The organism is Brevundimonas sp. S1H14, from assembly GCF_047716865.1.
GTDB lineage: Bacteria > Pseudomonadota > Alphaproteobacteria > Caulobacterales > Caulobacteraceae > Brevundimonas > Brevundimonas naejangsanensis.
Map to the genome: position 1 here is coordinate 2,836,957 of NZ_CP136679.1, position 20,261 is coordinate 2,857,217.

The 20,261-nt window shown below is 69.1% G+C and carries 21 protein-coding genes; 5 read left to right on the plus strand and 16 right to left on the minus strand.

Going from position 1 to position 20,261, the window contains the following annotated elements; all coding sequences use genetic code 11:
* Positions 1–119: 119 nt before the first annotated feature.
* The 9 genes from RSD66_RS13765 to RSD66_RS13805 all read right to left on the minus strand — a co-directional run bounded on the left by RSD66_RS13765 (position 120) and on the right by RSD66_RS13805 (position 8,020).
* On the minus strand, positions 120–569 hold the full coding sequence (locus RSD66_RS13765; protein ID WP_415289600.1) for an HK97 family phage prohead protease: 450 nt from the start codon (positions 567–569) through the stop codon (positions 120–122).
* A 143-nt stretch (positions 570–712) separates the two neighbouring features.
* Positions 713–928: a hypothetical protein gene (locus tag RSD66_RS13770; RefSeq protein WP_306460735.1), complete on the minus strand. Its 216-nt coding sequence runs from the start codon at positions 926–928 to the stop codon at positions 713–715.
* 8 nt (positions 929–936) lie between these two features.
* Positions 937–2,115 (minus strand): phage portal protein, encoded by a 1,179-nt coding sequence (locus RSD66_RS13775; protein ID WP_119413428.1) that lies wholly within the window; start codon positions 2,113–2,115, stop codon positions 937–939.
* A 161-nt stretch (positions 2,116–2,276) separates the two neighbouring features.
* Positions 2,277–3,401, minus strand: a complete 1,125-nt coding sequence (locus tag RSD66_RS13780) for a DNA-packaging protein (protein WP_415289601.1) — start codon at positions 3,399–3,401, stop codon at positions 2,277–2,279.
* 16 nt (positions 3,402–3,417) lie between these two features.
* On the minus strand, positions 3,418–3,882 hold the full coding sequence (locus RSD66_RS13785; RefSeq protein ID WP_415288321.1) for a hypothetical protein: 465 nt from the start codon (positions 3,880–3,882) through the stop codon (positions 3,418–3,420).
* 109 nt (positions 3,883–3,991) lie between these two features.
* On the minus strand, positions 3,992–6,415 hold the full coding sequence (locus RSD66_RS13790) for a PAS domain-containing protein (RefSeq protein WP_415288323.1): 2,424 nt from the start codon (positions 6,413–6,415) through the stop codon (positions 3,992–3,994).
* Positions 6,416–6,458: 43 nt separating this feature from the next.
* Entirely contained in the window at positions 6,459–6,938 is a 480-nt protein-coding gene (locus RSD66_RS13795) for a YcgN family cysteine cluster protein (protein WP_415288325.1), read from the minus strand.
* Between the two features lie 138 nt (positions 6,939–7,076).
* Positions 7,077–7,415: a DMT family transporter gene (locus RSD66_RS13800; protein ID WP_415288327.1), complete on the minus strand. Its 339-nt coding sequence runs from the start codon at positions 7,413–7,415 to the stop codon at positions 7,077–7,079.
* The gene (locus tag RSD66_RS13805) at positions 7,412–8,020 is read right to left on the minus strand and encodes a TetR/AcrR family transcriptional regulator (protein WP_119413424.1); all 609 of its coding nucleotides are present in this window, start codon (positions 8,018–8,020) and stop codon (positions 7,412–7,414) included. The genes RSD66_RS13800 and RSD66_RS13805 overlap by 4 nt, the downstream gene beginning before the upstream one ends.
* Positions 8,021–8,125: 105 nt before the next feature.
* On the opposite strand from RSD66_RS13805, the gene RSD66_RS13810 reads away from it, so the two are divergent.
* From RSD66_RS13810 to RSD66_RS13830, 5 genes are all read left to right on the plus strand, one after another.
* Positions 8,126–9,943 (plus strand): ABC-F family ATP-binding cassette domain-containing protein, encoded by a 1,818-nt coding sequence (locus RSD66_RS13810; RefSeq protein ID WP_415288329.1) that lies wholly within the window; start codon positions 8,126–8,128, stop codon positions 9,941–9,943.
* Positions 9,944–9,982: 39 nt separating this feature from the next.
* The gene (locus RSD66_RS13815; protein WP_415288331.1) at positions 9,983–10,525 is read left to right on the plus strand and encodes a DsrE family protein; all 543 of its coding nucleotides are present in this window, start codon (positions 9,983–9,985) and stop codon (positions 10,523–10,525) included.
* Between the two features lie 664 nt (positions 10,526–11,189).
* Positions 11,190–12,218 carry an ABC transporter substrate-binding protein gene (locus RSD66_RS13820; RefSeq protein WP_415288333.1) on the plus strand — a complete coding sequence of 343 codons (1,029 nt, stop codon included), beginning with the start codon at positions 11,190–11,192 and terminating at the stop codon, positions 12,216–12,218.
* Between the two features lie 79 nt (positions 12,219–12,297).
* A complete protein-coding gene (locus RSD66_RS13825) occupies positions 12,298–13,644 on the plus strand; it encodes a hypothetical protein (protein WP_415288334.1) in 1,347 nt (448 codons plus the stop codon).
* Positions 13,641–14,756, plus strand: a complete 1,116-nt coding sequence (locus RSD66_RS13830; protein ID WP_415288336.1) for a DUF2336 domain-containing protein — start codon at positions 13,641–13,643, stop codon at positions 14,754–14,756. Before RSD66_RS13825 ends, RSD66_RS13830 begins: the two co-directional genes overlap by 4 nt.
* A gap of 103 nt (positions 14,757–14,859) precedes the next feature.
* Here the strand turns inward: RSD66_RS13830 and RSD66_RS13835 are convergent, their stop codons facing one another.
* The 7 genes from RSD66_RS13835 to RSD66_RS13865 all read right to left on the minus strand — a co-directional run bounded on the left by RSD66_RS13835 (position 14,860) and on the right by RSD66_RS13865 (position 20,107).
* The gene (locus RSD66_RS13835) at positions 14,860–15,282 is read right to left on the minus strand and encodes a MucR family transcriptional regulator (protein WP_024354633.1); all 423 of its coding nucleotides are present in this window, start codon (positions 15,280–15,282) and stop codon (positions 14,860–14,862) included.
* Positions 15,283–15,447: 165 nt separating this feature from the next.
* Entirely contained in the window at positions 15,448–16,662 is a 1,215-nt protein-coding gene (locus tag RSD66_RS13840; protein ID WP_415288338.1) for a DUF2336 domain-containing protein, read from the minus strand.
* A gap of 34 nt (positions 16,663–16,696) precedes the next feature.
* Positions 16,697–17,689, minus strand: coding sequence for a cysteine synthase A (cysK, locus tag RSD66_RS13845; protein ID WP_415288340.1), 993 nt, complete (start codon positions 17,687–17,689; stop codon positions 16,697–16,699).
* A gap of 126 nt (positions 17,690–17,815) precedes the next feature.
* Positions 17,816–18,496: a GNA1162 family protein gene (locus RSD66_RS13850; protein ID WP_415288342.1), complete on the minus strand. Its 681-nt coding sequence runs from the start codon at positions 18,494–18,496 to the stop codon at positions 17,816–17,818.
* Positions 18,493–18,861, minus strand: a complete 369-nt coding sequence (locus RSD66_RS13855; RefSeq protein WP_415288343.1) for a DUF4810 domain-containing protein — start codon at positions 18,859–18,861, stop codon at positions 18,493–18,495. The genes RSD66_RS13850 and RSD66_RS13855 overlap by 4 nt, the downstream gene beginning before the upstream one ends.
* Complete coding sequence (locus RSD66_RS13860; RefSeq protein ID WP_415288344.1) at positions 18,858–19,166, minus strand: hypothetical protein; 309 nt, start codon at positions 19,164–19,166, stop codon at positions 18,858–18,860. The genes RSD66_RS13855 and RSD66_RS13860 overlap by 4 nt, the downstream gene beginning before the upstream one ends.
* On the minus strand, positions 19,163–20,107 hold the full coding sequence (locus tag RSD66_RS13865; RefSeq protein ID WP_415288345.1) for a CsgG/HfaB family protein: 945 nt from the start codon (positions 20,105–20,107) through the stop codon (positions 19,163–19,165). The genes RSD66_RS13860 and RSD66_RS13865 overlap by 4 nt, the downstream gene beginning before the upstream one ends.
* Between the last annotated feature and the right edge of the window lie 154 nt (positions 20,108–20,261).

A 20,261-nucleotide genomic window follows, 5' to 3' on the forward strand; every position in this document is an offset into this window, starting at 1 on the left:
GGGTCGACCCTGGCCTCTCAGCTACTGGAGCACCTACGCCATCTTCGCTGCGATCGGCTTCCTCCTCGTGACCTGGCATTGGCTGCGCGCCATGCATGACCATTATGTCGCCGAGGGCCTCAATGCCGGCCGTCGCCCTTTTCCGGCCTTGCGCGCCTGAACCGCGCGCCCGGCAGCATCGGAAACGTCACCAGCGACACCTCCCACAACTCGACCGCGCTCAGCACCCTGAGCCGTCCCTCGCGCCGCGCCTTGGTCGCCCGAAAGCCTATCGACAGCCCGTCCAGCGCCCCGGCGCGCGTCAAGGCGGCGGCGTAGCGGGCCTCAGCGGACCAGTCCTCGATCCGCCCCTCGACCCACAGGCCCCGCTCGTCCTCAACCATCCGCTCCCAGACGCCGACGACAGCGCGGCTTTCATGCTGGTGCAGCATCCGCACCCCGCCCGCGCCGGTCTTCGCCAGGCTCCCGGCGAAAACGCCGCGCGCCGTCATGTCCCCGTTCAGGTCCGCCACGCCCCACAAGGAGGCGTAGCCGGCGATGGCCAGCGCCCCCTTCTCCCTCCCCTTTATGGGGAGGGTGGCTGAGCCTTCAGGCGAAGCCGGGTGGGGGCGGCTTAGGTCATCCAGGTCCAAGCTTGACTTGTTCTCCCCTCCCCACCCGTCGGCTGCGCCGACACCCTCCCCATGAAGGGGAGGGAGAAATCCCTGCGCCATCATTTCTCCTCCAGTCGCCGCTCGATCCGCTCGACCGCAGCGCGCGTCGCCTCGCCCTGCGCCTCCAGCCGCGCCAACCGCTCGGCGACCAGCCTTTGTTCATCCACGCGCTGCTCCAGGGTGGCGATCCGCGCCGCCGCCCCGCCGGCCCACACCAGGCCGCCGATGGTCTGCACCAGCAGCGCTGCGATCAGGGCGACGGGCATCTTCTTCATCGCTTCCATCACTCGCCCACCCCCGCCATCCGGCGCCGCTCGTCCTCGGTCAGGAAGCCAGCCGCATTCAGCCGCGCCCACAGCGCATCCCGCTCGACCTGAAGGGCCGGAACCGCATCCAGATCCGGCTCGATCCGGCAATCGACGAAGCGGCTGCCTAGCCACCCCGTCATCGCCCCGGCCGCCTTCCTCACCAGCGGGATCACCGTCCCTCGCCAGAAGGCCGCGTTCGCCTCGCGATAGTTGGCGTAGGTCGCATCGCCGGGTATCCCCAGCAACTGCGGCGGCACCCCGAAGGCCAGGGCGATCTCCCGCGCCGCGGCGTGCTTCCCGGCGATGAAGTCCATGTCGTGCGGCGTCAGGCTCATCGGCTTCCAGTCCAGCCCGCCTTCCAGCAGCAGCGGCCGCCCGGCGTTCCGCGCCCCGGCATGGGCCTCGCCCAACTCCGCCTTCAGCGCCTCGAACTGATCCGCTGTCAGCCGCTCCCCATCCTTGGCCCCATAGACCAGCGCCCCCGAGGGCCGCGCCGCATTGTCCAACAGCGCCTTGTTCCAGGCCCCAGACGCATTGTGCACGTCGATGGCGAAGGCCGCCGCCTCCAGCGGCGAAAATCCGTAATGATCGTCCGTCGGATGAAACAGCTTCAGGTGCATGACCGGCGACCAGCCGTCGCCATGCCGCCCGATCCGCACCGCGCGCCCGCCGACCGCATATTCATAGGCTTCCGGCCAGCCCGCCCGTCCGGGAACCACCTTCACCCGATCCGGCCTCAACGCCCACAGTTCATCGGGCGCGCCGTCCCCGTCGGCGTCGCCGGTCGCCTCGACATAGGCGTTGCCCGCCGTCTGCAGCGCGCCGTAAACCGCCTCCATCAACTCGCCGCCCGACTGCTCGGGATTGGGTTTGTCGATCAGCCGCGCCAGCGGATGGTCCGCGCTGCGCACGCCCCCGACCATCACCATCAGCGGGGTCGAGGCCGCCGCCTCCGCGATCATCCGCACGCAGCGATAGGCCACGGCGTTCTTGCCGAACCCCTCGTCCGCCAGATGCGTATAATCGCGCGGCGTCCACCGCGCGCGGCCCGCCCCGGTCAGAGCGATCAGCGGCCCGGTGCGGCTGTCCTTGATTTCGGGCGCAGCAACGCGCCGCCGACCGAACGGTCGTCGCCAATCCATGTGGTTCTCCATGTCCATCTTCCTTCTCCCCTTGAGGGAGAAGGTGGCCCGTCAGGGCCGGATGAGGGGTGTCGACGCGAGGCCTGCCTGGAAGCCGCCAACCCGCTTCCCCGCACCCCTCATCCGTCTTGCTCCGCAATCCACCTTCTCCCTCAAGGGGAGAAGGAAGTCCGCTAGAGCGCCCGCAGCCTCGGCTGCGTCTTCCCGGCCAGCAGCAGGTGCGTCAGCCCCCACACCAGAGCGTCCGCCCGGTCCGGGCTCTTGGCGCCCGGCGCCTCGCTCCCCAGCGCCATCATCTCTTCTTCCAGCGCCGGAAACGCCCCGCAGTGGACGACCCGGCCCTGCTCGTAGAGCGCCGCCACCGGCTCGGCCCGCGCCTTCTTGGACCGGCTGGCGTGAACCAGCTTCACCTGCGCCGGACAGTCCGCCTGCCCCAGCAGGGTCCGCACCATCTCCCCGCCCTGATTGGCCTCGGCCAGCACCAGGTCGGCGTCGAACTCGCGCGCCGTCTCCGCCACGCGCCGCGCCCATCCGGCGGGCGACAGGCCGCGCGCCGAACGGTCGGCCAGCACATAGGCCGCCTTGTCCCAGCGCCCTGCGACCACGATCCCGCAGGCGTCGCCGTGGGCGCTGGCGGGCGGATCGACCGCCACCACCACCCGCTCGAACCGCGCCGGACGACTCCCGCGCGCCCGCGCCAGATCCTCGGCCCGGAACAGGGCCCCGTCGGCCTCGACCACCAGCCCTTCCATCTCCTGCGCCTCCAGCCGCGTCCCGGCGTAGAGGCTCTGAAGGTGGCCCAGGAACCCCGGCGCCAGATTGGCTTCGTTGTCCTTGGTCGCCAGCCGGGCCGTCGCCACGCCCGGCTCGGCCAACAGGCGCCTCAGCGCCGGGATCGGGCGCGGCGTCGTCGTGATCGCCAGCTTAGGGTCCATCCCCAGCCGCAGGCCGAATCTCAGGTTCGACAGCGTGGTCTCGATGTTCCTCCAGGCGCAGAACTCATCCGCCCAGGCCGCGTGAAACTGCGGTCCGCGCAGGCTGTCCGGGTCTTCGGCCGAAAACGCATAGGCCGCCGCGCCCGAGGGCCAGACCAGCCTGCGCCGCCCCGCCTCCCAGCGCGGCCGGTTGTCCGCCGTCGCCTGAGCCTTCAGCCCCGACGGCCCCTCGACCATCACCTCGCGCACGTCATGCAGCGCCGTTCCGACCAGGGCGAAGGTCCGGTCCGCGCCCCGCGCCAGTTCGTTCATCCAGAAACCGCCGGCGAAGGTCTTGCCCGACCCGCGCCCGCCCAGCAGCACCCAGGTGCGCCAGTCCTCACGCGGCGCGATCTGGTCGTCGTTCAGCCTCGGCGTCGCCTTGACCGCCGCCCGCAGCGCCTGCCCCCGCTGTTCGCGCGGCAGGCTCTCGATCCAGTCCCGCAGCCAGCGACTTGCGCTCGATGGCTGCGACGAGATGATCGACACGGGCGAAGAATTCGGCCTGAAGCCCGGCCAGTTCGGCGTCGCTGAGGTCACGGTCGTCGTCGCTCATTCCATCCTCTTCAGGGCTGCGGCTCTTGCGGATCAGGTCGGCCTCCAGCGCCGCCACCGCCTTGGCCGTGCGGGCCAGAACGCCGATGGCGCGCGCCCGCTTCTCGGCCTCGGCCACATCGGCGGGCGGCTCGGCCGCCGTCACCACGGCTATCGCCTGGTCCGTCGCGGCCCTCAGACTGGCGAAGACCTCGCCCAGCCACGCCGCCGTCGCCCCCGCCGCCCCGCCCCGATCCGCTTTTCCCGCCATGACTGAACCATAGCCGAGCAGCGTCCTCAGGCGCGCAAAGGGCGCCCGGATCGCGTCAAACGTAAGGATTTCCCGGCTTTGGCCCGCCCAGTCGCAAAGATCGTCGGCGTCAGGCGCCCGCTCGCGTCTCTTCAGGCGTCGTTTCAGCCTCGTTCAGCCACCACGACAGGGCGGCGGCCAGTTCCGTGATCTGGATCGGTTTGGCCAGATGGCCGTCCATGCCCGCCTCCAGGCAGCGCGTCACCTGATCGGCCTGGACGTTGGCCGTCAGCGCCAGGATCGGAATGCGGCGCTCGCCCTGGGCCTGCATCCGACGAATTTCCCGCGTCGCCGTCAGCCCGTCCATGACCGGCATGTGCACATCCATCAGCACCAGGTCATAGACCCCCGAATGCGCCGCGTGCACCGCCTCGGCGCCGTCGGCGACCGTATCGATCTCCAGCCCCAGATTTCTCAGTATGGCGCTGACCAGTTCGCGGTTGGCGGCCGCGTCGTCGGCCATCAGCACCCGGCCGCGCATGGCGTCCTTGCGGGCGTGATCAGTCTCGTCCCTCGCCGTAACGCCTTCTTCCGTCGCCGCCGCCAGCGGCGCCTCGAACCAGAAGGTCGAGCCTGCGCCCGGCGCGCTCTCCACCCCGACCTCGCCGCCCATCAGTTCGATCAGCCGCCGCGAGATCGCCAGCCCCAGACCCGTCCCGCCGTAGACCCGCGTCGTCGAGGCGTCGGCCTGGGTGAAGCGCCGGAACAGTTCCCCGATCTTTTCGGACGGGATGCCGATGCCGGTGTCGGTCACCTCCACGCGCATCCGCCAGCCGCCGCACTCCTGCGGTCGCCCGCCGACCTTCAGCGTCACCGCCCCCCTGGCGGTGAACTTGGCCGCATTGGACAGGAAGTTCAGCATCACCTGCCGCAACCGCCCCTTGTCGCCGGTCAGGCGCTCGGGGGTTTCCGCCGCCATCACCACATTCAGCGTCAGCCCCTTGGCCGAGCACTGGCTCTCGATGATCGCCGCCGCCCCCTCGACCAGGGCGCGCGTATCGAACGGCTCCGGGTCCATCTCGATCGCGTCGGCTTCCAGCTTGGAATAGTCCAGAATGTCGTTGATGACGCCCAGCAGCGCCTCCGACGCCGTGGCGATGCGCTCGACATAGACGCGCTCTTCGGCGGGCAGATGCTCCGACGCCTGCAACAGTCCGGAAAAGCCGATGACGCTGGTCAGCGGCGTACGCAGCTCATGGCTCATATTGGCCAGGAACTCGCTCTTTACCCGCGCCGCCGCCACGGCGGTCTCCTTGGCCTCCAGCACCTCCGCCTCCAGCGCCTTGCGCTGTGTCATGTCGCGGATCACCACCACCACGTCGTCGACATGGCCGTGCTCGTCCTTCAGGGCCTTGAAGGTGCACTCGACCCAGACGGTCTGGCCCTTCTTGTGCACCGCCCGGTGCTCAAGGCGTGTCGGCTCGCCGCTCTTCACCGCCCTGCCGATGGCGCCCAGCACCAGGTGCCGGTCCTCGGGGTGAACATAGTCGGTCGACTGGCCGCTCATCTCCTCATAGGTCCAGCCCAGCAGTTGCTGGATCGCCGGCGAAATGTATTTGCTCGACCCGTCCATCTTGACGCGGGTGATGACGTCGCCGGTGTTTTCGGCCAGCAGCCGATAGCGCCGCTCATTGGTCTGGGCCGCACGCAGCAAGGCCTCGCGCTCGGTCACGTCCTGCAGCACGCCGAACAGGGCGATCACCCGGCCGGTGGCGTCCTTCTCGGCGGCGCCCTCGGCGGCGACCACCCGCTCGGTCTCGTCGACGCCCACCAGCCTCAGCTTGAAGGTATAGCCCTCGCCGGTCTTCAGAGCCCGCTCGACCAGCCGTTGAATCTCGCCCCGGTCGTCGACGTGATAGTGGTCGAACACATCCTCCAGCTTCGGATGGAAGACGCCCGGCGCCCGCCCGTGGATGCGATAAATCTCGTCCGACCAGGTCACCGTTCCGGTCGCGACCTCATAACGCCAGCGTCCGACCCCGACCATGTCCTCGGCCAGCCTCAAAGTCTCCAGGCGCGCCGCCTCCTGGCGCATCGCTTCGGCGTGTTCCATCAACTGTCCCGCCAGACCGGCCAGTTCGCGGATCAGGTCCAGCTCCCCCTGCGTGGGCGCCGGACGCGGCTGAACGTCCATGACGCCGATGGCTCCTGCGGGCCGGCCGTCAGCCCCGCAGACCGTGGCGCCGAGGAAGAAGCGGACATAGGGCGCCCCGACCACCATCGGATGGCGGCGATAGACCGGATGCTCATGCGCATCCTGGATCACCATCACGGCGTCCGGCCCCATGTCCGCCAGTTGGTGGCTGACGCTGTTCAGGCGCGGCACGCTCACCTCGTCCAGCCCGACCCCGGACAGAAAGACCGCCCGGTCTTCATCCAGCGTCGCGATCATGGCGTGGGGCGTGCGGAACGTCGCGCACGCGATCGCCGTCAGTCGGTCGAACGCGTCCCGCGCTCCGCTTCCCGACCCTTTTCGTGTTGCGACAATGTCCATTCCGCCCTCGCCCCTGACCACGCCCTTACCCCCGGTCGACGAATTATTCGTTAGCGACGCCGCGTTCCGCCATCCATTCCGGCGCCTCGAAGTCCAGGGCGTCCTCGGGTTCGTTCAGCGCTGTCTCGCACACGGTCTGACGCCGCACGGACACCCCGGCCGCATGCACCGTCTCCCGGTCGCCCGAGACCAGCGGGTGCCACCCGGCCAGCGGCCGCCCTTCATGCAGCCGACGATAGGCGCACGACAGCGGCATCCACTTCAGCCGCTCGATATTGTCGGGCGTCAGCTGCACGCAGTCCGGCACCTCGGCCTGACGATCAGCATAATCGGTGCAGGTGCAGGCGTCCGTATCGAACAGCTTGCAATGCACGCGCGTAGGGATGATCTGGTCGGTGTCCTCGTCCTCGAACCGGATGACGCAGCACAGGCCGCAGCCGTCGCACAGGCTTTCCCACTCGCCCGGATTCATCTCGGCGAGCGTCTTGGTCTCCCAGAAGGGCTTGGCTGGCGCGGAACTCATGGGCGCGCCCTATACGCCTCAAAACCCCCGCTGTCGCCTTCTCCCTCCCCTTCATGGGGAGGGTGGTCGAAGCGAAGACCGGGTGGGGAGGGTCAGGCGATCCTGGTCTCGGCGATTCAGCCGCACCGCCGGCGCGCTTCAGTGCGTCACGCTCTTCGAGAACAGGTTGATCACCACCACCCCGCCGACAATCATCACCAGGCCGATGATCGCCGGAACGTCCAGCTTCTGTTTGAACAGAAAGACGCCGATCGCCGAGATCAGCACCACCCCCAGCCCGCTCCAGATCGCATAGGCCAGCCCCACCGGCATCTGCTTCAGCGCCAGCGTTAGCAGATAGAAGGCGATGCCGTAACAGACCGCCAGCCCGGCCGTCGGCAGCGGCCGGGTGAACTGCTGCGACTGCTGCAACAGGCTCGTCCCCATCACCTCAAAGCCGATCGCGCCCAGCAGGGCCAGCCAGGTCGCCGGATTCATGCGTCGGCCTTCCCATCGGCGTCGGCTTCCGAATAGCCATCCGTCAGCAGACTGCCCGGCGTCAGCAGCGACAGCAGGGCCTGGCGCTGTTCCAGCGACACCTCATGCGTGCCGAACAGGTCGCTCATCCACAGGCCGTCGGCGATCAGCCGCAGCATCAGGGCGTCGTCCCGGCCCATCGGGTCTTCGGGGTCTCCCACCGTCAGGCTGCGGATCGCCTCGCGCCAGCGCGGGATCAGGCTCGGCTCTATGGCGCAGGCGGCCAGGACAGCGCGCCCGATGCTCACGTCCCGCTCGGTCGCCGGCTCATTGACCACCGTCCTCAGATAGGCCCGCGCATTGCGGCCATAGGGATTAGGATCACGCGCCGCCTCGGCCAGCACCACTGTCGTCATCTCCAGCGACAGATGGTCCAGCACGCCTTCCAGCAGGGCCTGCTTGTTCGGAAAATGGTGCAGCAGGGCGCCCTTGCTGAACGGCAGGCGCGCCACCACGGCGTCCAGCGTCACCGCCATCGCCCCCTCTTCGGCGGCCAGCTCGATGGCCGCCTCGATGATCTGGCGGCGGGTGTCTTCGGGCGTGCGGCGTATCGGTTGAGCGTCCATGCGGAGCGCCATACCGTCTGGACGGTTTTGTGTAAATCCTGAAATATTGGCCCTCGGCCCCCTCGACGCGCTATAGGCGTCGCCTCCCCTTTCGGACTGGTGTTCATGGCCCCTCGCCCCCCTCTCGTCGCCCTCAAGGACGTCCGCCTTCAGGACGGCCCCCGCCCGCTGTTCGACGGCGTCGACATGGCGATGGAGCCGCGCAGCCGCGCCGCCCTGGTCGGCCGCAACGGGGCGGGCAAGTCCACCCTGATGAAGGTCGTCATGGGCCTGATCGAGCCGGACTCGGGCGACCGCTCGTTCCAGGCCGGCACCCGCTTCGCCTATGTCCCGCAGGAACCGGTCATCACCGGCGAAACCCTGGCCGATTACGCCGCTTCGGGCGAGGCCGAACGCTGGACCGCCGAAAGCTGGCTGGAGACCTTCGGCCTCAACCCGAACAAGTCGACGCAAGGCCTGTCGGGCGGCGAGATCCGCCGCGCCGCCCTCGCCAAGGCCTTCGCCGAGGAGCCCGACCTGCTGCTGCTGGACGAGCCGACCAACCACCTCGACATCCTGGCCATCGAACTGCTGGAAAATGAGCTGATCCAGGCCCGTTTCGCCCTTCTGGTCGTCAGCCACGACCGCGCCTTCCTGAACCGCGTCACCGACACCGTTCACTGGCTGGAAGGCCGCAAGGTCCGCACCCTCAACAAGGGCTTCATCGAGTTCGACGACTGGGCCGCCAAGGTCATGGAGGAAGAGGCCGAGTCCCTTCGCCGCCTGACCAAGCGCATCGAGGCCGAGACCTATACCTTCTACCGCTCCATCACCGCCCAGCGCACCCGCAATGAAGGTCGCGCCCGCGCCCTGCAACAGATGCGTCTGGACCGCGCCGAACGGGTCAAGGACATCCCGCGCGAGCTGAATCTCGGCGTCGATTCCGGCGGCGCCTCGGGCAAGCTGGTCGCCGACATCAAGGGCGTCAGCAAGTCGTTCGGCGACCGCACCATCTTCAAGAACCTGACCACCCGCATCATCCGCGGCGACCGGCTGGCCATCGTCGGCCCCAACGGCGCGGGCAAGACCACCCTGGTCAAGGTCCTGCTGGGCGAACTGGCCCCGGACGAAGGCACGGTCCGCATGGGCGCCAACCTGGAACCCCTCTACCTCGACCAGTCGCGCGAGGGGCTGAAGTCGGACATGACCCTGTGGGACGCCCTGACGCCGGGCGGCGGCGACTCCATCCTGGTGCGCGGCCGCTCCATGCACGTCGCCGCCTACGCCAAGGACTTCCTGTTCCAGGAGGCCCAGCTGAAACAGCCCATCTCCACCCTGTCGGGCGGCGAACGCAACCGCCTGCTGCTGGCGCGGGCACTGGCCCAGCCCGCCAATCTGCTGATCCTCGACGAACCGACCAACGACCTCGACATGGACACGCTGGAGAAGCTGGAGGAGCTGCTCGAATCCTACGACGGCACCCTGATCCTGGTGTCGCACGACCGCGATTTCGTCGACCGTCTGGCCACCTCGACCATCGCCCTGAACGGCCGCGGCGACGTGGTCGAGACCCCCGGCGGCTGGCAGGACTTCCTGCGCCAGAACCCCGGCTTCCTCGCCCCGCCCCCGACCCACGCCGACAGCGCGCCCTCAGGGGCGCGTCGGGTCGAGAAGGCGGAGCCTTCTGACCGCGCCCCCAAGAAGACCGTCAAGCTGTCCTACAAGGACGCCCGCCGTCTGGAAGAGGTCGAAAAGCTGATGGAGACCCTCCCCGTCGAAATCGCCAGACAGGACGCCATCCTCGCCGACCCGGACCTCTATTCGCGCGACCCGGCCGCCTTCGACCGCGCCATGAAGGCCGCCGAAAAAGCCCGCGCCGAACTGGAAACCGCCGAACTCGACTGGCTGGAGCTTGAAGAGAAGAAGGCCGCGCTGGCAGGGTGATCGCCTGCGTCTGCACCCCTAGTTGAGTCAGGACCCCGCATGAAAGCTGTTCTCTCCGCCCTCGTTCTGGCCTTTGGGGCCCTGGGCGTCTCAGCCGTCGCCCTCCCGTCTCAAGCCCAAGCCCAGACGGTCGTCGGCTACGGCGCCTTCACCGCCCTGCCCGACGCGGGCGAACAACCTGACGCCGGGCGCGACTACCGCGTCATCTTCGACGTGGCCCAGGGCGGGCCGGACGACAAGTCGCTCAGGTCGCTCGACCGCGTGGCGCGCCTGGCCAATCTGCTCGAAGCCGGCGGCGTGACGGGCGAGCGCCGCAAGATCGTCGCCGTCCTGCATGGGGGCGCCACGCTCGCCACCCTGTCCGACGCCGCATGGGCTGCGCGCGGCAAGGGCGAGGTCAATCCCAACAGCGCCCTAATCCGCGCCCTTGTCGCGGCCGGCGTTCAGGTGCGCCTGTGCGGTCAGTCGATGGTCGCCAACGGCCTGACGCCCGCCGATCTGGAGCCCGGCGTTCAGGTCGATACCGCCGCCATGATGACCCTCATTCACCATCAGCAGGCCGGCTACGCCCTCATTCTCTAGAACGCGCGACAGGCGCGGCGTCAGACGCCTTTTCCTGTGGACAGCGCAACGCCCTGATCCGCCTGCGCGAATTTCGTCCGTCCACAGATATCCACAGGCTTACCCACCGGGTCCGGGACGATTCCGCACAGACGCGCCGGTTTGGGCGCTTGCCCAATAACCGATTTCGCGGGAACGTCAACAGGCCGAAGGGACACGGAGGCGCGGAAATCCGGGGAGACCCGGAAATCAAGCGGACCAGTCCGGCTCTCTGACCCAGGGTTCCAAGCCTCCTCGGAGGACGCGGAAACACCGACGCAGGGCCAAGGCTCCCGATCCTTTAGCGTTTCGGCGCAGGGATCATGGAGAACCTGGCCGGGATCGACGGACGGCGCGAGGTTCGCCTTGCGGAACGCCGAAGACCAGGAGCCGATGAAACAGGCGCTGAACGACGCCGGGTTCGCCCGCCGACGCTGAGGCGAAGTTTCGACCCTATAGCGGCCAAGTCCAACCCGGACTTGGCGAGGGGACGCGATCCGCGATCCGACCGGCGACGGTCTGGCTCAAAGGGTTACGTCCCCTCGCTCAATTCCGGCGCTGGATCGCGGGCTCAGGTTCGGAAATCGGCCCGGCGACGCCCCGCCGCCTTTCCAAGCGCGGCCCGCCCCCCTACACCCTAGAGGTGATGACTCGCCCCCACCTGGACCGACGCCGCCTCATGGTCGGCGCCCTTGGCCTGAGCGCCGTGGGCGCGCTGTCGGCGTGCGGCCGTACGCCTGCGCCGACCGACGAGTCCGGCCGCGTGCGCCTGCGCGTGGCGGCGGGCGGATCGGCCGACGCCCTGCATGGCGGCTTCTATCAGGCGCTGGCGGCCGGGGCCTATGAGCGGCGCGGCCTCAACGTCGAGATTCTGGCCGGCCCGACCGGCGCCGACATCCCCGCCCTTCTGGCCGCCAGCGCGGTCGAACTGGCCATCGGCCGCGACAGCTTCCTGCCGCTGCGGCTGATCGCCGAGCGCGCCCCGGTCAAGGCCGTGGCCGCCTTCCTGCAGAAAGACCCGGTCGTCCTTCTGGCCCATCCCGACCAGCAACTGGAGGATCTCACCGTCCTGCGCGGTCGCAGCATCCTGATGGAGCCCAGGGATCAGGGCGGCTTCTGGACCTGGCTGCGCGCGCGCTTCGACCTGACCCCCGACCAGGCCCGCCCCGGCGCTCCCGAGGATAATCTGAAGGCCTTCCGCGACGATCCGGACAGCGTGCTTGTCGCGCGCCTCACCGACGGCGGCCCAGAGATGATCGCGCGCGCGGTCGGCTTCCAGCCCCTGATCCTGTCCCCGGCCGAGGACGGCTACCCCTCCTATTCCGGCCTGGTGCTGGCGCCCAACGCCTTCGCCCGCGACAACGCCCAGGCCCTGCGCAACTTCATCGCCGCCTCGGTCGAGGGCTGGCGCGACTACGTCCACGGCGACGGGGCCAAGGGCGACGCACTGATCCGCCGCGCCAATCCGGACCTGCCCCAGCGCGCGCTCGACGCCGCCCGCGCGGCTCTGCGCGCCCAGGCCATGGTCGACGGCGGCGACGCGGCTCTCTACGGCCTCGGGGCCATGACGCCCGAGCGTTGGCAGGCCTTCGCCGATCAGACGCAAGGCGCCTATCCCGCCGCGCCCGACTGGCGCGAGGCCTTCACCGGCCAGTATCTGCCCTCGCGCGGCTAAATCGCCCGACGTTAGGCGAGGATTAAGTCGCGCCGCCTAGGATGCCCGGCTGAACCTCTTCAGTTTTCACGAGGCGCCGTTGCCGCGCACCCTGACCATCGCCGCCCTTCTGCCCGCGCTCGGCGCGGCCACGGCCGCCTGGGCGCAGCCCGTCCCGCCGCAGCAAAGCCCCGGCCAACCGCCCTATCCGGCGCCCTCTCATGCACGCCAGCTGTCCTGGCCCGGCCGCCCTGCGGCCCATCCAACCAGCCAGCCTGCGCCGGACTGGACCAGCGCCCCGGCTGACAGCTTCGCCCCGCCGCAGCAGGTTGTGGCGGACAGCCCGACCTATGCCGCTCGCCCGCCGATCATCCCGCACGGCGGATACCCCTGGCGTTCCGCTCAGACCTACGGCGAGCCCCAGCAGGCCCCCGCGCCCGAGTTCCGTCCGGTGACCAGCCACCCGGACGCCGTCTGGCGTCCGTATGTGAGTCCTCCTGCCGAAACCCCGGCGCCCGACTTCACGCCGCCCCCGCCCTATCAGCCGTCCTATCAACCCCCGCCGTGGACGCGCCAGCCGACGCAGAGTCAGCCTGAGCCTGCGCCCTATGCGCCGCCTCAGATTCCCCCCCAGCCCGCGTATCAGGCCTCGCCCGCGCCGATTGAGCGCGCCCCGGCGCCGAGCCAGACCCCTTGGTCGCGCGCCCAGCCAGAGCGTCAGCCGCAACCCGCGCCGGCTCCCCCCGTCCAGCACACGCCCCTGCCCCAGCCGACGCCCGCGCCGATGCCCGAGCCTTTGCGGCCGATGCCGACGCCGCCGCCGGTTCAACCGGTCCCGCGCGTCGTCGAGCCTGCCCCTCAACCCGCTTCACAGCCGGCGCCTGAACCGGTGCGACAGCCGCCGCAGACCGTTATCGCCGAGCCCCAGCCTGCGCCGCCCACGCCGCCGGTCCAGCCTGCCTCCCCGCTCCAGCTCGAGCCTCAGCCCCAAGCTCAGCCAGAGCCCGCGCCCGCACCGGCCCAGCCGACCGTCGACCCGCTGGCGCCTCGTCGCGACGCGCTGATCTTCCAACTGCAAAGGAATGCGCCTCAAGCGCCCGCCGCCTCGCCTCCCGCCTCGCCCGAGGCGCCCGCGCAGCAACCGCCCCAGACGGCGCCGCAGCCCGCGCCCCAACCCGCGTCCCAGCCCGCGTCCAATGACGCTCCAGCTCAGAGCAGCGCCCGCTATTACTCCGTTCACCGTCAGGCGGGCCGCCAGCCGGACGCCACGCCCCTGCCCGCGCCCAACTATCTGGACGCCCTGCCGGTCGAACTGGATCAACCAATCGCCTCCGACGACCTGGCTCAGCCGCCCGAAGCGCCCGCCGTCATGCGCGACGCCCAAGGCCGTCTGCGCGCCGCCCCCATGATCGACGGTCCCATGCCTGACGGTCCCGGCCTGCCATGAGCGACGGCGCCCTGCACCCCGCCGCCGCGACCGGCTCGCGCCTGCCTGAGTTGATCGCCCTGGCCCAGGAAGGCTCCAGCCCCAAGCGGCGCGCCCTCCTGCGTGAGTTGACCGACTGCTTCTTCGGCGCAGCCGAGCGCACCGAGGCGGAAACCGCCCTCTATGGCGCCGTCCTGTCCGACCTCACCGAGGCTATGGAGACGGCCGTACGCGCCGAACTGGCCGAGCGGTTCGCCGAGGCGCCCGACGCCCCGCACCAACTGATCCGCCGCCTGGCCAATGACGAAGCCGAGACCGTCGCCGCCCCCGTCCTCAGCGCCTCGCCGGTGCTGACCGAGGCGGACCTGATCGGCGTGGTGCGCTCGCGCGGTCAGGGGCATATGCGCGCCGTCAGCCGCCGCGCCGCCGTGTCCGAGGCCGTGTCCGACGCCATTGTCGAACGCGGCGACGACGAAACTCTGGGCGTGCTGCTGGGCAATGAAGGCGCCAGCCTGTCGCGCGCCGCCTCGGAAACCGCCGTGGAACGCGCTCGCGCCAACCCGGCCCTGCACGCGGTGACGGTCGAGCGCTCCGCCCTGCCGCCCGACCTGCTGAACGACCTGTATTTCGAGGTCGAAGCCCGCCTGCGTCAGCGCATTCTGGAACAGAATGCGCGGATGGACCCGGCCCTGCTGGAAAGCGCCCTGGCCGCCGGCCGCACGCGCGTCGCCGCCGAAGACGGCGCCCTGCCGCCCGACTACGCTGAGAGCCTGGCCTATGTCGAAGAACTGCGCGCCGCCCATCAGCTGACGCCTCAGGTGCTGGCCCGTTTCCTGCGCTCGGGCGGCCAGACGGCATTCCTGATCGCCCTGTCGCAACTGGCTGACGTCGACTTCCATACCGCCCGCCAGATCATCGAGCGGCGCGAGCTGGACGCCCTGGCGGTGATCTGCAAGGCGGCCGACCTGGATCGCGCCCTGTTCCTGACCTACGCCGTCGTCCTGCTGAACACCGACGACAACGCGATGGGCAAGGCGCGAGCCTATGCCGGGATGTATCAGGAACTGACCCGTGAAGCCGCCATGCGGACGATCCGCTTCTGGCGCGCGCGCAAGGCGATGCAAGCGGCCTGACGCCCCCCCGCCTTTCGATCCGGCTTTCGATCCGGCCCCTGAACAGCAAAACGCCCGCCTTTCGCTGGAAAGGCGGGCGTCTGTCTTTAGCGTGGCGCCGCTTTTACTTGCGGGTCGCGCGGGCGGGTTTGCGGCCGCCCTGGCCCAGGCCCATCTGCTTGGCCAGTTCCGAACGCGCCTTGGCGTAGTTCGGGGCGACCATGGGATAGTCTTTCGGCAGACCCCATTTGGCGCGGTATTCTTCCGGGCTCAGATTGTATTTGGTGCGCAGGTGACGCTTCAGCGACTTGAACTTGCGACCGTCTTCCAGGCAGATCAGGAAGTCCGGCGTGATCGACTTGCGGACCGGGACGGCCGGTTCTTGCGGCTCGGGCTCGGCTTCAGCCGGGGCTTCCGAAACGCCCGACAGAGCGGCGTGGATCTGCGCGATCAGGACCGGCACGGTGTCGGCCGATACGGTGTTGTTGCTGACATAGGCCGACACGATGTCCGCCGTCATCTCTAGCAGTTCGGGTTTTTCTTCCATTCGGATCAGCCTTCTGTCGTCCCAAATTCAATCGACTGATCTGAAAGGATCCGCCGCTCGTCGGTTTCATACGGATGTTCGAGTTCGAAAGCAATGCAGCCGTCTTTTATCGCTTGATAAGCGAGTTCAACTGCCCTGATCAGTAATTACGACAACGCCGATTTTTTATCGACCGAAGTTCTCCGCAAGGGCCAGCAGGGCTGCACGTTCAGGCGCCGAGTATTCGTCGATCAACGCCTCCTCCCCCTCGCGGATCGCCCGTAGAAGCGTTGGCGTCAGCGCCGAGGACAGAGACCAGTTCCAGTAACGCAGCACCGTCTGGGCTCGGTCCACCGCCAGCATTTCATAGATGGTCTGCACCCGGCGCCAATCGGGGTGCTCGGCGCCGTCAGCGGTGGTTTCCGGACGGCGCATGGCCCGCCACAAGGCCGCCAGGTCGCGCCGCGCCAACCCTGTCGCCTTGCACAGTATGGCCAGGGGCTCACCCCCCGCATCGCCCATGATCTTGGCCGAAGTCAAAGGCTTGATCCCCGACAGATAGCCGATCTCGGCGACCAGTTCGCGCGTCAGTCCCCCGGCGCCCGCCGTCGCCACGGCCGCTTCCAGATCCGCGTAAGGGCTCCTGGCCACGGCTGCACGATTGCGCTGGCGCCGCTCGATGAACTGCAGCGCCTTGCGCGCGACGGGGTCGCTCCACCCCTCCTCCGCCGCCAGGGCGAAGACGTCCTCGACGCTGCTCTGCATCACCTCGCGCGACACGGCGAAGCGTTGCAGGATGATGCGCCGCTCATCGGCGCCGCACCACCAGAACATGACATAGGCGCCCGAGGGCCGCAGTTCCGGGCGCCGCAGGATCAGGGCGCACAGAACCGGCGCGTTGCGGCTCAGAGCGATCACGCTCTCGACGGCGGATTGCGGCAGGCGCGCCGTGTCATTGCGCAGGACGGCGGCGATCACCGCCTCCTCGGCCCAGTTGAACAGGGCCTCGGTCACGACCTCGGACAGGCCGCGCCGCGCCGCCATCAGCAGGCGATGCTCCAGCCCGGCGTCGCGCGCGCAGCCGATCAGGTCCGCGTCCGACAAGGCGGCGCACTCCTCCAGCAGCGGGCGCGCCACCTCGGGCTCGTCGCGCAGCAGCAGCCGCTTCAGCGCATCAGGCAGTTCGCCCAGCGGCGCCAGCCGCTCGGCCACCCGGCGGCGCTCTTCCGTCGAGGCTGTCCGCAACACGTCGACCAGCAGGTCGCCGACCACCGAACGCTCGAAGACGTTGATCCGGCTGGCGGGCAGGCTGACCACATCGGCCAGACGACGCAGCAGGGCGCGACGCGCCCGCATCGGTCGCGCCTCGGTCTGTTCCGCCCTGCCCCCGGTTTCACTCATTGGGCGACCTTAGCGCCGACCCGTTAACCGGCTGTCACAGCCCTTCGAACAGGGCGGTCGACAGATAGCGTTCGGCGAAGCTGGGGATGATGGTCACGATCGTCTGACCGGCATAGGCGTCCTGCGCCGCCAGCCTGAAGGCCGCCGTCAGGGCCGCGCCCGAGCTGATGCCGACCGGTATCCCGTCCTCGCGCGCGACGCGGCGGGCCATGTCGAAGGCGTCTTCGTTGGTGACCTGCTCCACCCCGTCGATGACATCACGGTCGATCACGGCGGGGATGAAGCCTGCGCCGATGCCCTGGATCTTGTGCGGCCCCGGCGCGCCGCCGGACAGGACCGGAGAGTCGGTCGGCTCCACCGCGATCATCTTCACGGAGGGCTTCTTCGCCTTCAGCGCATGGCCGACGCCGGTGATGGTGCCGCCGGTGCCGACGCCCGCCACCACCACGTCCACGGCGCCCGCCGTGTCGTTCCAGATTTCCTCGGCCGTCGTGGCTTCATGGATGGCGGGGTTGGCCAGGTTCTCGAACTGGGCCGGGCTGATCGAGCCGGGGATTTCCGCCAGCAGTTCCTCGGCGCGGGCGATGGCGCCCTTCATGCCCTTTTCGGCGGGCGTCAGTTCCAGCTTCGCGCCCAGCAGGGCCAGCATCTTGCGCCGCTCGATCGACATGCTCTCGGGCATGACCAGGATCAGCCTGTAGCCCTTGGACGCCGCCACGAAGGCCAGGGCGATGCCGGTGTTGCCGCTGGTCGGCTCGATCAGGGTGGCGCCGGGCTTGATCCTGCCCAGTTGCTCCAGCGCCTCGACCATCGCCACGCCGATGCGGTCCTTGACCGAGGCGATCGGGTTGAAGAACTCCAGCTTGGCCAGCACCGTGGCCTTGGGCTTCAGCGCCGCCGTCAGGTTCGGCAGCCGCACCAGAGGCGTATCGCCGATGGTGTCGACGATGCTGTCATAGACCCGGCCGCGCCCCGCCTTCCTGTGGCGGCTGGCGTCATAGGCCTGGGTTTGAGCAGTGTCGGACATGGCGAGGTCTCCGTGCGTTCGGGGGCGACGTAACAGATAAGGCTTATACGCGCGAAGCAAGGCCCCGCTCCGCAGCTTTTCTGTCGCGGTGTTTAGCCGCGCTGGCCGCTCCCTGACGCGACGGACCTATTCGTCCGGAAAGCTCTTGTGATCCTGCCGGTGCTGGGCCGGCAGATAGGGACCGGCGGGCAGGCCCTGACCCAAGGTATGGGTCGCCGTCAGATTGGCCTGCTGGGTCAGCGGCATATAGTTGGGCTTGGCCTTCTCCAGCGCCGAAACGATGGCCTGGGCCAACAGATCGGCCAGCGGATTGCCCGAACTGGACGCCTGAGGATTATGTGTCATCGACTGATGGTCCGACCACAGCACCTGACCACTGCGACAGCTCTTCAGCGTGTATTCAAACGCCACATTGGTCGAGGTGGAAATGATGGCGTATTGCGACTCCCACTTCTGGATTTCGACGAACAGCACGGCGTCGCAGCCGAACAGGTGACCAAAGCGCGCGGCGTCGGCCTGATGCACCAGACCAGCATCCGACAGGCCTTCGTCCTCCAGCACCCCCTTCACCATATGGGCGGGGAACACATAGTAGCCCCGCTCGGCGACCGGCCGGGAAATGGTCGAGACGAAATAGTCCGCCGCATCTACGTTGACGGTCGAGTTCAGCGCCGGAACCACCATGACGCTGCGCGGATTCTCGGCGCGCAGGGCGGCGTAGCTCTTGGGCGCAGGCCCCGTGGCGCAGGCCGTCAGCAGGGCGGCGCAGGCCAGGGCGGCGACGGCGAGCGGTCTGCGGATGATCATTGCGCCTCTCCCCCGGCGACGGCGGCCTGACCGCCGAGGCCGACGATCACCCGATCCATGAAAACGGCGGATTCGGGGAAGCGCGCACGCTCTTCCTGAAACAGCGTCAGGGCCTGCGTCGTCTCGCCCGCCTGCAGATGCAGATAGCCCAGCTCGGCCAGCAGCCCCGGAGCAACGGCGTCGCGCTTGCGCCCCGCCTCGATGGCGCGCTCCAGGGCGGTGCGATAGGCCTCGCGGTTCTCGGGGTTCTGGGCATAGGCGTAGAGCGCGGGCTCATAGGCGCCCCACTCGAACCGCGTCGCGGGCGCGCAGGCGGCGACGCCGGTCAGGGCCGTCATCGCAACGATCGTGATCAGACGTTTCACGGCACCACCACTACAGCCTGCGCCCCGGCGGCGACGATCACCGTCTGGGCGTGAAGGGTCCGGTCGCCCTGACGGACGACGACCTCATGTCGGCCCGGCGTCAGGGCCGCGCCCCCGCCCAGGGCGCCGACCGATCCCAGATCGCGCCCGTCCACGATCAGGCGGGCGTCGGCCGGGGCATTGCTCAGCTTCAGCGTGCCTGCGGATGCGCCCTGCACCGCCTCGCGCGTGGGATAGTTCTTGACGCACCCCCCGGTCGCCAGCGCGGCGCACAGGACGGTCAGCACGACCGCGCTCGTCTTCATGGTCTGATCTCCGTGACCCGCAGGCCGGTTGGATCGGCAGGCAGTTCGCCCTCGATCACGCGGGCGGTCGCGCCCTCGGTCTCAGGGCTGTCGCCGAAGAAGCCGGTGATCTCGATCTGCGCCACCCGGCTTCCGGGCAGAGTGATCGGCAGGCCCGACTGGCCGCTGACCACCGTCTCGCCCGGAGTCTCGACCTGGAAGCGGTCGCCGGCGCGCAGACCCTGGCTGGGACCGCCGCTGACATAGACGGTCGGGCCGGACACCCGCAGGATGTCGGTGAACCAGGCCCGCTGCTGCAACTGGTTGACGATATTGGTCATGGCGTCGGCGATGGCCACCGATATGGCCCGATCATTCAGGGTCGAGTCATAGCCCGCGCGGCTGCCGAAACCCGCCACCTCGCCGGTCTCCGTCGTCGCCTCCCCGGCGCCCGAGGCGGTGAAGAAGACGCGGCCGGTGCGCACGTCGACCAGACGGATCTCGACCGTGGCGTTGACCGCCTGACGACGCTGGGAGTTGAGGAAGCCCTGCTTGCCCTCATTGCGGCGGCCCAGCTGGGTGATCGAGCCCAGCAGCAAGGCGTCGACCCCGCTCAGCGCCTGACCGTCCGCCTCGGACAGCACCCGCTCGGCGTTCAGCGCCGTCAGATCGGACCGCTCGAAGACAAAGAAGTGGTCGGACGTGACAAGGGCGTTGACCAGCATGTCGCCTGCCTGGCTCGCCACCGGATCAGCCTGCCCCGGCGACAGCAGCAGGCGGCCATAGGGCGTGCTGTTGGTGAAGCGCCCGACCGCCACCCGACGCTTCAGCCCCACCCTCGCTGAACCCGGCCGCGCCGTCTCGGCCTGAACCGCCCCAGGCGCGGCGACCGCTGCGGCCGGCCAGGCGGACGCACAGACGGCCAGAGCCGCAAAAACTGCGAAAGCACGCTGGAAAATCATCTGAAACCGCCCCCGGCCAATCAGCGTTATTCATGACATGTCTGGTGCGCTCAGCGCAATCCCTTCGCCAAACCCGCGCCAATTCAACAGAAACATCCGGCGCCGACGCCTTGTCGCCAGCCGTCGCGTCAGGCAATCCAGAAGCTGAACCAAG

Coding starts and splice junctions, on each gene's coding strand:
- RSD66_RS13795 (WP_415288325.1), bottom strand. CDS start 6,938: ATGAGTTCCGCGCCAGCCAAGCCCTTCTGGGAGACCAAGACGCTCGCC.
- RSD66_RS13800 (WP_415288327.1), bottom strand. CDS start 7,415: ATGAATCCGGCGACCTGGCTGGCCCTGCTGGGCGCGATCGGCTTTGAG.
- RSD66_RS13865 (WP_415288345.1), bottom strand. CDS start 20,107: ATGATTTTCCAGCGTGCTTTCGCAGTTTTTGCGGCTCTGGCCGTCTGT.
- RSD66_RS13860 (WP_415288344.1), bottom strand. CDS start 19,166: ATGAAGACGAGCGCGGTCGTGCTGACCGTCCTGTGCGCCGCGCTGGCG.
- RSD66_RS13770 (WP_306460735.1), bottom strand. CDS start 928: ATGAAGAAGATGCCCGTCGCCCTGATCGCAGCGCTGCTGGTGCAGACC.
- RSD66_RS13830 (WP_415288336.1), top strand. CDS start 13,641: ATGAGCGACGGCGCCCTGCACCCCGCCGCCGCGACCGGCTCGCGCCTG.
- RSD66_RS13785 (WP_415288321.1), bottom strand. CDS start 3,882: ATGGCGGGAAAAGCGGATCGGGGCGGGGCGGCGGGGGCGACGGCGGCG.
- RSD66_RS13790 (WP_415288323.1), bottom strand. CDS start 6,415: ATGGACATTGTCGCAACACGAAAAGGGTCGGGAAGCGGAGCGCGGGAC.
- RSD66_RS13810 (WP_415288329.1), top strand. CDS start 8,126: ATGGCCCCTCGCCCCCCTCTCGTCGCCCTCAAGGACGTCCGCCTTCAG.
- RSD66_RS13805 (WP_119413424.1), bottom strand. CDS start 8,020: ATGGACGCTCAACCGATACGCCGCACGCCCGAAGACACCCGCCGCCAG.
- RSD66_RS13850 (WP_415288342.1), bottom strand. CDS start 18,496: ATGATCATCCGCAGACCGCTCGCCGTCGCCGCCCTGGCCTGCGCCGCC.
- cysK (WP_415288340.1), bottom strand. CDS start 17,689: ATGTCCGACACTGCTCAAACCCAGGCCTATGACGCCAGCCGCCACAGG.
- RSD66_RS13840 (WP_415288338.1), bottom strand. CDS start 16,662: ATGAGTGAAACCGGGGGCAGGGCGGAACAGACCGAGGCGCGACCGATG.
- RSD66_RS13775 (WP_119413428.1), bottom strand. CDS start 2,115: ATGGAGAACCACATGGATTGGCGACGACCGTTCGGTCGGCGGCGCGTT.
- RSD66_RS13820 (WP_415288333.1), top strand. CDS start 11,190: ATGACTCGCCCCCACCTGGACCGACGCCGCCTCATGGTCGGCGCCCTT.
- RSD66_RS13815 (WP_415288331.1), top strand. CDS start 9,983: ATGAAAGCTGTTCTCTCCGCCCTCGTTCTGGCCTTTGGGGCCCTGGGC.
- RSD66_RS13835 (WP_024354633.1), bottom strand. CDS start 15,282: ATGGAAGAAAAACCCGAACTGCTAGAGATGACGGCGGACATCGTGTCG.